The sequence below is a fragment of the Limosilactobacillus vaginalis genome (assembly GCF_025311515.1).
Classification (GTDB): domain Bacteria; phylum Bacillota; class Bacilli; order Lactobacillales; family Lactobacillaceae; genus Limosilactobacillus; species Limosilactobacillus vaginalis.
Map to the genome: position 1 here is coordinate 1,141,286 of NZ_CP104399.1, position 13,291 is coordinate 1,154,576.

Here is a 13,291-nt window from a genome sequence, read left to right on the forward strand (position 1 = left end):
GGGTAAGAAGTAGGCTTTTCCTTTTGAGAGAAAACTTGAATAATAAGACATCATCTCACTTTATTTCATTCTGCTAATCTGCTTTGCGTTGTATTTATTAACCGGTTTAGCGATTTCTTCGACTGAAACATGAGGCTGTAAATCAATGCTATTAATTGAATCAATAGCAACTTTCATCAATTCAACAATTTCACTGTTGTATGAGCTATTGATTTGTCCTCTCCATTCAGGGTGATTATTACTCATTACTGACCAAGCTTTAGTCATCAATGGTAAAGCATTGCTGTTATAAGGATTAATCACAAATTCGTGATGTTGAGCATTATCACCGACCCAGCCGAATTGTTGAGAGGTGATTTCTCCACCAGTAGCCCAGCCGTGACCATTACCGATATTGCCCCAGCCACCTTCGCCACCGTGATTAAGGGCATTAATAGCAGCTAAGATTTGGTCAAAACCTTTGTTAATGTCACGATACTTACCAACTGCCCATGTATTAAATGTTGATGGAATAAACTGAAGCAAACCTTGAGATGGATGCCCAGCTGCTGCGTTGCTATCCCAGTTGTTAGTAATAACTTCACGCCCACCTGATTCAGTTTGAATCTGCCGTAACAACTTGGCGATTTGCCAACCGGCAATGTGGAAATGAAGCAAACGAGCAGCGGACTTAATTACAGGCGTCCAATCACCATTGATTGGTTCCTTAATAATTCCAAGCAAATCTTTCAAGACGTTAGCGATACCACGTGAGAAACCAATAGCTGTTGCTTTACCAAGATCAGCAATTACAGGAACACTAGAATTCCAATTAGTAACTTTCAAAACCAGGTCACGTGATGCCTTAATTGGATTGTCGATAAACTCTTCAGCCAGCTTGTCTTGCTCATCTTCTGAAAGTGTACCAGTTGCATAATGAGGCAACTCGCCGCCACGAAGATAAGGTGCAGAATGTTTAGCATCTAAGACCATAGAGCCAGCTTCAAGGTCACGAACAACATACTGTCCTTGCGCTGTACCCCATCCTTTACTTGGTTGCCAAATAAGTTCTGTTTTGCTTGGTTCGGGTCCATCATTAACAATGGCTTTACCACCAGGGTGTGCAAATGTACCGCGTGCATAATGAATAGAACCTAGTCGCTTATCACCACCGAAGTCTGAAATAACTGCATTGATAGCTGAAATACCAGAGTTTAACCGGCTAACTATTCCTTGCATTGCTCTCCTAGCAATCCCAGGTAATTTGCCAAAGCCTGAACGCATTGCACTAACAACATTGTTAATCCAACTGTGCCAGCTTGATAAGAAACTGTGTGAAAAACTATGTTCACGATTAAGCACAGCATTCAATCGACTTGAAACAATGCTTGCAGTTCTTGACAAGCCACGACTTGGATAACCGTCTAATCTTGACCACGTGTTTTTCCAATCGCTATCAAATGATCTTCTAAATCTTCTTAATTGAGAAATGACTCTTTTAGTCATTGACTCAAATTGACCGACAAAGGAATGCTTACCGTTCATAGACTTATCAGCAATCTGCATCTGCTTTGCAAGCAATTTACCGAACTGTTCTTTCTTGACTGTCTTAGTCAGTTTTTGGACAGAAGAATTAAGGCGATCCATTGGATTGTTTTTGCGTTTGAACGTGTTAAGAGCCTTATCAACCACTTTGAACGCCTTAGCTGACGTTTCTAAAGGCTTTACCAAGCCCTTCCAATATTTAGCTGATTCCTTCAAAGCTGGATTAACTTTACGAAACTCTTTACTCATATTGCGTAATTGTTTCGTCGGATCATCTTTTTTAACGACAGATTTCAACTCTTTAAGCGACCGTGTATAAGCTCGTACCGCAGCATTCATCTGCTTAATATTTGCTATATCAGTCTTTGAATAATGATTTCCACCAAGAGATTTAATCTGCTTACGAGATGGTTCTTTACTGTTGTGAGAACCTTTTTTACCAATAGTTTGATCCCACCAGTTACCCATACCTTTCCAGAATGATTGCCAGCCTTTACCGATAGTTGACCAAACTTTATTCCAATCATGCTTAACAAAGATATCTGTAAGAATTTTACCGATGCTATTACCAAACTTACCAATCGACGGGCCAATCTTTCCACCAACAACTCGACCAATCATCCCTCCAAGTGCAGCACCTGCAGGGCCTCCGAAGAACAATCCAATTCCGGCACCAATTCCAGCGCCTACTGCTTTACCGGTATCCCGTGACCTTGTAGTTCCATTGTGTGATGTGAATGCTCCGTGAATGTCTTTAACCATGTCATACGCTTCAAAAGCAAGACCTACACCAGAGACGATCCGTCCACCTAATGAACGACCAACTTGTGCAAAGCGACTAGCATTAGTTTTAGCTGCAAAGCGGGTAATAAAATTACCACCAGCGGCATCACCAGTTCGTAAAGCTTCACTTGGTAAAGGCTTAAATAGATTTTTAGCCCATCCGGCACCACCTTTAAACCAGTTAGCAGGATTGATTTTGATTTTTGATAACCCTTTTAGGCCATTAGTTAAATCACCTAATAGATGTCCTTTAAGACTAACCTTGCCAATGCTAAGCAAACCATTTTTTACAAGTCCTAAGCCACTTGCAATTTTAAACAGTTTTCCGTAAGCAAATTGGGTCATTAAGACCATTCCAATTCCTTCAAGAATTGTCATAGCAACTTTGTTTTTACTGATATGGTCTAATGCATCAGCAATGGCGTCAAGCGCATCCCCATGCTTGCCTGACATTAACTGAATCACACGTCCAATTAGTTCAAATGGAGCCATTGCAGCTTTCCAAACGCCTTTGCCAAGTACGATTGCCATTCTGCCAAACGCAGTTACAATCTTTCCTAAATCTTCGGCATGCTTAGGTGTTAACCAATTGGCAAATTTAGTGGCTAATTTTGCTACAGCTTCTCCAGCTTCTTTGAACTGTGGCTGAAGTTTATCTAAAGCCTTAGAAAGAGCGCCGAATCCCTGACCAGATGATTGAGCTAGTGGCGACATCATGGTTTTCCATGATTGCGCCCAGGTTTCTTTTATGTGCTTCATGGCACCTTCATTGGTATTTATCCAACTTGATGCATTCTTAGCATAGTCCTTAGATGCCTTTTCCAGAATCTCGTTGAACTGTTTGCTAGTCATCTTACCTGACGACAATAAATCATCAAATGACTTCTTAGACATACCACTAGCTTTTTGCAACGCTGCAGTAATACCTGGCGCCTGTTTTTCAAGACGGCCAAGTGAACGAGTTGTGACTTTTCCTGCTGATTCAATCCGAGTTAAACCACCAGCAAAGGCATCGGCAGCAGGGCCAGACAACCGCAACGAATCAGAAATCGATCCAACACCTTTGGCAAGTGCAATTGCTTGTCTAGCGCTACCTGTTAACCCATAAAACCGAGTGACCAGATTACCAACGGCCGCACCAGACATCGCAGTGTTTTCCTTCAAATCTGCAACTGCTGCACCAACTAATTTAATTTGCCCCGCTGTCATTCCTAACGATTTCCAGCGAGCAGCAACTTGCTGACCGGCGGCAGCGGCCTGAAAACCTTGTTTAGCAAAGCCAATTAAGCTTGTTGTAGCCGATTGAATACCATTACTAATCAGACCACCAAACACAAAACTTTTTGTTAATGAATGGCCTGCCTTCTCTGTTTTATGAGCAGTCCCAGTGAGCTGATGCAAGTGTTCTTGAGCTTCACTAGTATCAGCGTGTGGCTTAACGATTGGTTCTTTGTTCTTCAAAGCATCAACGTTTTTGCTAAACTCATCTAAATTAGTTCGAGCGGTAATAGTATCCGCTTCCACGGTTACTTTTCTTGTTCCGCTTAGTTTATCGATGTTATGGTTCAGCTTTTGAATTGCTTCATTAGTTTCATTAACGGTGGACTTCGTAGAGCTCAAAGCATTCTTGTAAGAAGTCTGTTCATTAGCTCCGGTATTAAATTTCATCCCCAGTTGAGAAAGATGTTGCTCAAGTTGATTAAAAGCCTGATTAGTTTTTGCGATGACGGAGGTAACACGGTCTTCAGCGCTGATGACAATTTTCTTGTGAGCAATAATTTCAGCCATGTTTTACCCTCCCCTTTTTTCTTGATTCTGACGTGAGAACTTATTGAAGAATGAGCCGAATTGCTTTTCACGTTTCTTCCTGAGTTCTTGTTGCTTCTGGTAATCTTCATTGTCAAAGTTATCCAAATCATTTTGGGACTTGTCTAGCATACTTGATAGCTTGTCAGTGTTAATACTCTTTTCAGCCATAAGTACTGGTCTAGAAACCTGAGTTAGCATAAACGAAAACTGACGCTGGTTAAGCTCTTTCTGCTGTACTCCAGTAAGCATGTATTCAAATTCAGGAATTGTTAGTTGGCTTAGCTCATCCGGCTTAAATGGGCCAAAAATTGCATTAGCATCTTTTAACCGCTTCAAAAAGTCCTTATGCCACTCATCAATTATTTTTCGAGCTGCTTTAACTCTTTCTTGATTTGAGTTAACCCGGCTTCCGCTGACTTCAGTTCCATCATAGCCGATTCCTTTTGACCTTTGTCGGTAAGCCCAGACAAGACTTTTTTGGATACGTCCACGATATTTTGACGTGATTTCAGATAGGCTTTTAATTTCAGCATTAAAAAACCGTTGTCCTTCAGTTCCTTGAATAAATCAGAGAAAACATCAGGATTCTTAAACACACCCGCTTCTTCTAAGCCTTGCGCAACATCGCTCAATGAAGGTAATTGCTTAGTTGGAACGTCTAATGCATAGCGATAAGCGTTTGCAATTGCTTCTGGTTGGCAATCAACCAGGTCATTAATTAAGTGGCTAAAACCATCAAGTGTAACTTGACCGTCATTATTCTTTACGGCGTAATCTTCAATTAATCGATTTGCAAATTGCATGTTGAACTTAACATCGTAATCTTTTCCATTAATTTTTAACATTTTATCCTCCATAACAGCCGCCCTTATGTACTGTTTATTTCATAGGCGACAAATTAATCAATTAAGAATGAGATGATTAAGCAAGTTATTTATCAGCGCCTGTTTCAGTTGCAGCCCCCAGCTTAACAGTTGCGGAAGAATCGCCACCGTGAGAATCATCGGTTGAATTTTCAACAACGCTTCCAGAACCATCAGTACCAATTTGACCAGGCAATGTGAAGTTGTAGAACTTGGCAACGGTTGAGAACATGCCATCGTCAAAATCATCTTCACTCATTACGAATGGATTACCGTCTTCATCATACCGACGAGCAATACCAGTTACTTCAAAGGTAACGTTTTGACTAATAGCAGTGTTCAACGCTTCAGTTTCTGGAAGTGCAGAAATCTTAACCTCAGAATATTCCGCATTGACAACCTGCTTGCTTCCTGACGTATGAATGGTATTCCAATCAACACGCCACAAACCAATGCTTTCGTGGTGTTCCCAAGCATAATATAAATCACGAGCAACATCGGTCTTTGAACCGTCACCGTTAGTCAAGATAATGTTGACAACCCGTTGTTGGTTAATTGAACCGGTGTCCTTGATGTTAAATTGCTTAGTTTGAGTGGTCCCCAAAGTAGCCGTGTTAGTGCCTGAAGTAGCCCCTTGTGTACCTAATGGGTGGCACTTATTGGCTAATGGTTCATGTTTAATCAGCTTGTAGTAATACAAAACCTTATCTGAGGACTTTGGTTCTACAAGCTTCTTGGTAGAAATTTGTACCATTTAATTTTTCCTCCTAACTAAAAAGGCACGACTACAAAGCCGTGTCTTCGATAATGTTGTAATTTACTCGAATAATTTGACGATTTAATACCCGGTCAGTGGACGTATCAACCATCGAACTCAACGATGGCTCACCGTTTAGCTCCACTGAGAAGCTAGTTAAGGTGATTTGACGTAGTACCTGCATAATTTTGTAAGCAAGTACCAAACCTTGCTCTAAACCATTGCTAGCGGTCACTACATCCAACTGAAACGAGTAGCTATACCGGCGCATGTTCTTCACCAACTCATTAGCATCACCGTTAAGAATACTTACTCGACAAATGGGTAACTTCTTTGGTACTTCCTGCGATGGTGTATACGTTGGTATCTTCAAATCATTTATTTGATTAAGAATTGCTTTATACAGCTCAAAGAAAGGTGCCATTAATCAAACCCCTTTCTAATAGCTTCATCGACTTGACTATCTAACTTACCATTCATTTGATTTAATCCCAAATGATTAGCGGCATCTTGAAACGGATGATGAGCCGGATAATTTTTAGTCAACAAACCAAACTCGAATGCTTGCGAATAGTTGTAGCCCTTATTAGTAATATCGGTATAGATGCGATGAGTGTTGCCATCTTTGTGGTCCTTTAAGCGGTCAACCATATGTTGGTTATTCACCTTATGGTTAAAAGCATAAGTCCCTGGATGGTAGCTCTTTTGTCTGTACTGACGGTCACGCATGAGGCCAGCTACTTCTTGTACGGTTTGGTCAGCCATGCTATTGACTGCTCTATCGCCTGCAATTAATGCTCTAGCTGTCCGAATGCGCAATTCACGTCCGGCATCCCCAAAGCCATTTTTATCAAGCATTGCCGAAATTTCAGCCATCGTTTGCTTGGCATCATCAGTTTCGTAACTCAAATCGATTTCTGGAACATAATTGTTATTCCAAGCCATTCGTATCCACCTCCCTATCAGATGAGAAGTAAATATCAGTGCGGTTAGCATGCTTACGAACTTGAATCACATCAAGTTCAGGCAGGTCTTCACTGTTAACCTCATCGATTGGGAAAGCTACCGCATCAGCTTGCTGATTGCCACGTAAGCGAGCTACCCAAGTCATGCCGTATTGCTTGCCAAAAAGATTAGTTTGGACTTGAGCTCCATTGACTTCCGTAAGGTGCGATAAGACTCGCTTGTAACTCTTCTTTACCGTGTCATCAACTAACCCGTGTTGAGTTTCTTTAGTGATTAAGATTAACGGTCTAATTCTGCTTACCATGACCATGCACCGCCTCTAAATCCGGCTCCGTCACGATTACTGATGTACTTATTCAGTAACGTCATATAAGGGTCCAATTCGTTGTCTTGGAACGACCAACTGGCGCCTTCTTCGCTATATGACTTAACGCCATCGGCATCGTTAACGGTTTGCACATAGTGAGCTTCAGTAATCCTAATGACAATGACTTCCAACTGCTGTGGCAAGTGGTCTTCACCAACGTATAAGCAGACCATATCGCCAGCTTGATTGATAAAGCTTTTCAACACTTCATCGAGTGAATCATCTGTGATTCCTTTATCCGTTTTGACGGCCCTTAACACGTCATCAGTCATATTTGGAAGCATAGATTAATCACCTCACCCGATAGCATTTAGCAAGTCCGCTTTATTCATTGTGCTTGTATAGGCGATATGGTGAGCGTCCATATAAGCCTTGATTTGTTCTACAGTCTGGTCATTGGTTGGCTTCACATTGCCATTAGGGTCAAATGCCCCGTCTGTAGATGATGGAGTATTTCCCCCATTATCGGACGGGGATGCTATTTTCCCAAGCCACCGGCTGCTGGCTTTGCAGGGATAAATTCCTTATCCAACTTAGCCTTGTATTCAACAATCTTGATGTTACGTGGGTCAACAATTGAAGCCCAAGTAGTACCCTTTTCAAGTTCGTCATAAGTAACCGTTTGACCAGCTGGCACAAAACTCTTAGATACGGAAGTACCAAGAACGTGAGTAGTAACAACCCGACGGTTGATAACATTAGTCCGACCGCCTTGTGTACGTGCTTGACGTTCGGTTTCAACGGCATCAGATGGTGAAGCAACAGAGTAACCAACAGAACCATTGCCGAATACGTATGAAGTTGATACGCCATCGTCACTGATTGGTAAATCATCATCAACAACAATTTGCATGCCATTATACGTGTTGATAGGTACAACCGCATTAGCTGGTTGCACGGTTTCAATCATTTGTTGAGCCTTCATTTCAGCATAAGTAGCTGAGTTAACGGCAATCTTGTTGAAGGTGCTGTCTTGCAAGTCACCCAACCGGCCAATAGCCGCTAAGAATCCCTTAGGGCCAAAAGTATCAGTATCAGTGAAGCTCTTAGCAGTAGCAATGTCAGTGTTGCTGAAGACACCCTTCAAAATGTGGTTCAAAATCTTTTGGTCTTGGAAGTTCCAGTAAGGAGCGAACCGTTGAGCAATTACTTGTTGTACTGGTGCTCCAGATACTAATGAAGAAATATCAGTGTAGCCGAATGCCTTAGCTTGACGGAACTTAAAAGCTAATTGCTTACCGGAAGTAAGACCTTCGACAGCGATATCGTCCGTATCAGTCCAAGGTTGTGGGTCATCGGCGTCAGCAATATCGTTAACAAATGGCATGTTAACAAAATCGCCTGGTGCCAGTAATTGGGAACCAAGCGATGGGTCATTTGTTAAAATACCTGATTGAATCAAACGGTTAGTCTTAGTTGATAAATTCATAACATAATTGGCAAAGACTTCAGGCACAATCATGTCAGATAAAGATGTAAACTTGTCAGCCATTGATTAATTCCTCCTATTTCTGTTGACTGAGTTGTGCGTATAGTTCAGGATTCTTGCGATAGAGTTCGGTTTGTTCGTCTAACGTCATGTCACTGAACTTTTTAGTTGGAACATCACTGCCAGAACCACCATTCTGTGGTTCTGATTGAGCAGAACTACGGTGAATAGCGTTCTTTACACCTTGGTCAACTAAAGACTTGTACTTATCGATGTTTTGCTGAGTTTCTTCGTCATCTTTACCAACGAGCATTTCAGCAGCATCGGTTGGCAGATTAGCTTTAGAAAGCATGTTGCGGGCTTGAGACAACCGATCACGTCGTTCTAATTCAGCAAACCGCTTATCAAGTTCTGCGCTCTTCTTGTCTAACTCCGCTTCACGTTCCTTGGCATGCTTATCAGCTAGTTCCTTCGCAGTCATCGTGGCTTCGTCCTTGCCATCTTGTTTGGCTTTAGCAACCGCATCAGCAGTCTTTTGTTCCCACTCAGCCTTCTTGGCATCTAACTGCTCTTTAACGAGCTTAGCTAAATCGTCACGAGTAAACGTAGCTTGCTTTGAACCTTGTTGCTCTTCTTGCTTGTTTTCTTCAGTATTCTTTGGTGTTTCTTTTTTTACGTCTTCTGGCATATAAATGTCCTCCTTAAATCTCGCTTTACGCCCGGCGGCGAATCTAGCCATCTCTTTAACGACTGTTGACCGCTGAAGTCATAAATTTAGTCAAAATAAAAGCAACTATCCGTTTCCGAGTAGTTGCTTATTTGTTATTCAAAATCATCATCGTCCATCATGTCGTCAACCAAAGGTAAATCATCGGCATCAGAATCATGAACTTCTACAATCCAACATTGGCAATTAGGATGCATTGGCGGAAGATTAACGCCTTCCTCAGCATCATCAACGTCATACGTGTTGCCATCGATATCAGTACATTCAGAACATGAATTCTCTGCCTCAAGTGACATAAACCGATACTGAGAAACTCCACGAGCTTGATAATCAACAATCGTCGAGCTGTTAAGGTCACGGCAGGCTTCCGTTCGTATGATTCGTTGAGCCGAACCACTAGCGCCCTTTGAAACGTTATTGCCAGTCAAAATCTTTTCAATCCGATTAGCCCAATCAGTATGAGCATCACTAGACTGTGAAGCTTGTTGTGCGACCTGCTTAATCTTAGTAATCACGTTTTGAATGTTGCTATTGATGTTGTTATCACCCGAGTTGTAGTTGTCCACCGCACGACTAGCGGTATGTTGCAGCATCAAGTCATAATTAACTGGTAAACGGTGATATTGAGGCGTTACGTTAGCTTGCACATGGCTAATCTGCTGTACTTTTTGCGGTACTGTGCCAGCCATTTGTCGTAGTTGAGCATGTTGCTGTTTAGCCACTTGAATCATCGGTACTGCAATACGAGCAGTTTCCAAGTCACCATTAGTTGGGTGACCCATCGTAACCATCGCAATTGCTCCATTAACAAGTGAACTAACATCTTCATTGCTAATCAGTTGCAATTCACGTCTAATATCATCCAGGTCGTCTTTTGAAGGCTTACCCGACCAATTAGCTTTAGAATCTAAAAACGCGCTAATTTCGCCCTTAATTTGACGATTAGCACGTTTATATAATCTTTCTAATTGTTGGCCGTATTTGTTATTGGCACCATAGACCGATTTAATCAGTCGGCGCATCTGCTTACGACTTAGCATTGTTATCACTCTTATCGTCTGATTGACCTTGTCTCATTGCACTGAATAAGTCATTCATAGTCTTTGGCTGTGCATCGGGCACTTGTTGCTTTGCCTTAGCCTGTGCTTCAGCTAAATCAACTGGATTGACGCCTTTAAGTGGAGCATCATCGAATTGGCTTGGGCCTTCATTCTCCTGTTTTTCATCATCAATCCGTTCTTTTTCAGCATCAGCACTTACGCCAGTGACTTGACTAATCATTTCACGTAACGTGTCTTCACTGACTAAGTTTGAGTTGGCAATTTGGACGACCATGTTTACCAAGTCAGCATTATTACGAGGCAAGTTAGGTGTGTAGTGTGGCGTGTAACTGTTCATTAAATCAGGACTATCGATTTCTAGGTTTTTCTTCCAGAAATTACCCAACAACCGTAACCGGCGCATAATGCCACGTGTATATAAGCTTTCTTGCATTGACCGCTCTTGGTCTTCACCAAAAAGTTTATACATCAAAGCCACACCTGACGATTGACCGCTAAACGCTTCGTCGGTCGTATTTGGTGTGTTGGTATCCTTATGAATATCAGTGCTCAACTGATTGATGAAGGTTTGCCACCCTGCTTCGTTAATCTGCTTAGTCAAATACTCAGCAGATGAAGGGATGATGGTATTTGAACCATTAGCAGATGGGACAACCGATGGTTTCAACCACAAGAACGGGTCTTTGGTGTCAATCTTTGGTACCTTGACTGGCTGACCGTCATCGTTAGTCATGGTTGAACCGTCAGCATTCTTTACTTCGACTTCATTGTCACTGAAATCAAGGTCACCATTCAGAACCAACTTAGCATTAGCAAAATCTTCTTCACTGTTAGCCATTTCAGACATCGCTAAATCGTAAGCATCGATTTCATCTAGTTTAGACTCCCAATCACCTGTTCGATTTTCATTGTTGATAAATTCAGTTAATGGAACAGTACCAAACGAGGTCTGCTCTTGATTAATCAACTCATAGTCATTACCGCTTTGGCTGGTTAGCCCTTCACTATTTTTAAAGTGGTATGTTGTATTGGCTGTATAAACATCGATATAGCTATACTGCTTGCTGTTGTACTCAACGGTGTAATAGCGAACACCAAACAAGCTGTGACGGTCAATAGACGTGTCATATACTACGAACGCTGTAGCAGGGTCAATAGCACGCATCTTTATTTCAGGTGTTTGTACGTTGCCGTTGTCGTCCTCCGTTACTTCACCGGCATAAAGTAATTCATAAGCACGACCAGTTACAGATAGATTGGTTTTCATAACCTTTTCGTGATATTTTTCATCGTTAGCTTGATTAAAGTCAGTTAATAGTTGGTCAACTTTATCATCATCGGCCATGTTATCATCTGGCTTAAATTGAATCGGTTTACCAAGCATATAACCAACACGCATGTTAGTAATGAACTTAGCGAATCCAGACGCAATCCTGTTATCAGCTCTGTTGCGTAGTTTTTTATCGTTAGCCCAATAATGAATATCGTTATCGCCTAAATAATATCGTTGAAGTTTAGTGATTCGTGGTGAATCAATCATGTAATGGCGAGAAACAAAATAAGCGACAACCTGCTCCATTTCTTGCAAGTTACCACTATCAAATGCTGTGTGGAATTCGTCTTTAGGCATTACATATGCTTTATTAGCTTCAGGTGACCACCGCTTACCTTTAAGCAATGAACGAGCGTAAAGTTCTTTTGTATCAAGTACCATTTAAACACCTCACAGTCCAAATCTTTTAATTCCTTTAGCAATGTTCTTCTTATCATTCGTTGGATAGTAACTCTTTTGCTCTTGTTCATGAATCGGAGTAGCTAGGCAATAGCGCATTGAATCCATGACGTGATCCATTTCCTTAACAGGCTTATCTTCAGACTTATCATCCCATTGATAGTTATAGATTTCTTCCATAAAACTCTGAGTGTGTCCTTTTTGGACAAAGAACCTGCCACTTTTCATTAATTCTGCAACTATTTCAATACCTGGCACTACTGACTTCCAACCATATTTACAGTTAATTTCAGCATGAACAAAGTGATCAATGTATTCTGGTCGAGCTGTATCGGCATAAAATGGTATCTTATAACCATATTTCTTTTGCAGCTGTTTCGCTACATTAGTCCAATAATCAATTTCTTTGAATCGTTCTGTTTTTTCATCAACTAAGTAGTAATTGTTTTGACTATCAACACCGAATACAGTAATTGAGCACGGGTGATTATAGCCCCAGTCGATACCGGCTATATAGCGAACCATTTTAGGCACATCATTAACAACCATCTTACGCTCGTCAAAGTCACGATAGATAGCACCTTCACCAGTGACCCATAAGCCATAAATAGCTCTGTCTGTAAACATCCCCGAAGGAGTTTGCGCTTTTAAGGCACTAACATACTCAGCAGGCAAAAATGTATTGTCGTCAATTGTGAAGTTGAAAGATCTAATCCGTGACTTGGGATTGTCTGCCTTGTCAATGTAATTAACCTTTAACCAGTGATTAGGGTTATCTGGTCAAGGGTTGGTATCACAGATAATTCTTGAACCTTTAAAACTACACCGCTGAAGTATTTCTTGGAACACACTTTCGGTGGCTAATGAGCATTCGTTAATATAAGCGCCCATTGCCGTCATACCACGAATGTTATTAACACCACGATCGGTGCCTGTATAACTTTGTACAATTTCTACATTCATAAAGTGAAAATGACCATGGCGATCTGGCTTCAGGTCAATACCAAACTGGTTATTAAGAGCAGCAATAACATTTGTAAAAATAGAATTGCTTGAGAACCCAGCAAGAATATACAGAGGCTTTCTCACTCCATCTTGCTTGGCAAGTTTCGATACCCGTCTAAGTTCCATCAGAAAAAGCCAATTATCAATATATGTCTTCCCACTACGAACGGCACCGCTTAAAATCATCAAACGCCAATCATCGTGTAAATAACTTTGTAATACGGATTGTTGCTTTGCTGTAAGAATATCTGATAACGCCAACCTTGAC

The 13,291-nt window shown here is 41.3% G+C and carries 13 protein-coding genes and 1 pseudogene; all 14 read right to left on the reverse strand.

Features of this window, described 5'->3' with window-relative positions; all coding sequences use genetic code 11:
- Positions 1–60: 60 nt before the first annotated feature.
- The 14 genes and pseudogenes from N4627_RS05610 to N4627_RS09210 all read right to left on the reverse strand — a co-directional run bounded on the left by N4627_RS05610 (position 61) and on the right by N4627_RS09210 (position 13,284).
- Positions 61–4,095 carry a tape measure protein gene (locus N4627_RS05610; protein WP_260964148.1) on the reverse strand — a complete coding sequence of 1,345 codons (4,035 nt, stop codon included), beginning with the start codon at positions 4,093–4,095 and terminating at the stop codon, positions 61–63.
- 3 nt (positions 4,096–4,098) lie between these two features.
- Positions 4,099–4,452, reverse strand: a complete 354-nt coding sequence (locus tag N4627_RS05615) for a hypothetical protein (protein ID WP_260964149.1) — start codon at positions 4,450–4,452, stop codon at positions 4,099–4,101.
- A gap of 23 nt (positions 4,453–4,475) precedes the next feature.
- Positions 4,476–4,961 carry a tail assembly chaperone gene (locus tag N4627_RS05620; RefSeq protein WP_260964151.1) on the reverse strand — a complete coding sequence of 162 codons (486 nt, stop codon included), beginning with the start codon at positions 4,959–4,961 and terminating at the stop codon, positions 4,476–4,478.
- A gap of 85 nt (positions 4,962–5,046) precedes the next feature.
- Complete coding sequence (locus tag N4627_RS05625; protein ID WP_260964154.1) at positions 5,047–5,733, reverse strand: hypothetical protein; 687 nt, start codon at positions 5,731–5,733, stop codon at positions 5,047–5,049.
- Between the two features lie 31 nt (positions 5,734–5,764).
- Positions 5,765–6,160: a hypothetical protein gene (locus N4627_RS05630; protein WP_260964156.1), complete on the reverse strand. Its 396-nt coding sequence runs from the start codon at positions 6,158–6,160 to the stop codon at positions 5,765–5,767.
- Positions 6,160–6,681, reverse strand: a complete 522-nt coding sequence (locus N4627_RS05635) for a hypothetical protein (RefSeq protein ID WP_260964158.1) — start codon at positions 6,679–6,681, stop codon at positions 6,160–6,162. Before N4627_RS05635 ends, N4627_RS05630 begins: the two co-directional genes overlap by 1 nt.
- Entirely contained in the window at positions 6,668–7,006 is a 339-nt protein-coding gene (locus N4627_RS05640) for a hypothetical protein (protein ID WP_260964160.1), read from the reverse strand. The genes N4627_RS05635 and N4627_RS05640 overlap by 14 nt, the downstream gene beginning before the upstream one ends.
- Positions 7,000–7,353 carry a phage head-tail connector protein gene (locus N4627_RS05645; RefSeq protein ID WP_260964162.1) on the reverse strand — a complete coding sequence of 118 codons (354 nt, stop codon included), beginning with the start codon at positions 7,351–7,353 and terminating at the stop codon, positions 7,000–7,002. Before N4627_RS05645 ends, N4627_RS05640 begins: the two co-directional genes overlap by 7 nt.
- Before the next feature lie 194 nt (positions 7,354–7,547).
- On the reverse strand, positions 7,548–8,561 hold the full coding sequence (locus N4627_RS05650) for a replication protein (protein WP_260964164.1): 1,014 nt from the start codon (positions 8,559–8,561) through the stop codon (positions 7,548–7,550).
- A 13-nt stretch (positions 8,562–8,574) separates the two neighbouring features.
- Positions 8,575–9,186: a DUF4355 domain-containing protein gene (locus N4627_RS05655; RefSeq protein ID WP_260964166.1), complete on the reverse strand. Its 612-nt coding sequence runs from the start codon at positions 9,184–9,186 to the stop codon at positions 8,575–8,577.
- Between the two features lie 134 nt (positions 9,187–9,320).
- Entirely contained in the window at positions 9,321–10,265 is a 945-nt protein-coding gene (locus N4627_RS05660) for a minor capsid protein (protein WP_003717403.1), read from the reverse strand.
- Positions 10,252–12,000, reverse strand: a complete 1,749-nt coding sequence (locus N4627_RS05665; RefSeq protein WP_260964168.1) for a phage portal protein — start codon at positions 11,998–12,000, stop codon at positions 10,252–10,254. Before N4627_RS05665 ends, N4627_RS05660 begins: the two co-directional genes overlap by 14 nt.
- Before the next feature lie 9 nt (positions 12,001–12,009).
- Positions 12,010–12,786: pseudogene (locus N4627_RS09205) on the reverse strand (PBSX family phage terminase large subunit); the annotation flags it as partial.
- Between the two features lie 12 nt (positions 12,787–12,798).
- Positions 12,799–13,284, reverse strand: a complete 486-nt coding sequence (locus tag N4627_RS09210) for a hypothetical protein (RefSeq protein WP_313957824.1) — start codon at positions 13,282–13,284, stop codon at positions 12,799–12,801.
- Positions 13,285–13,291 lie beyond the last annotated feature (7 nt).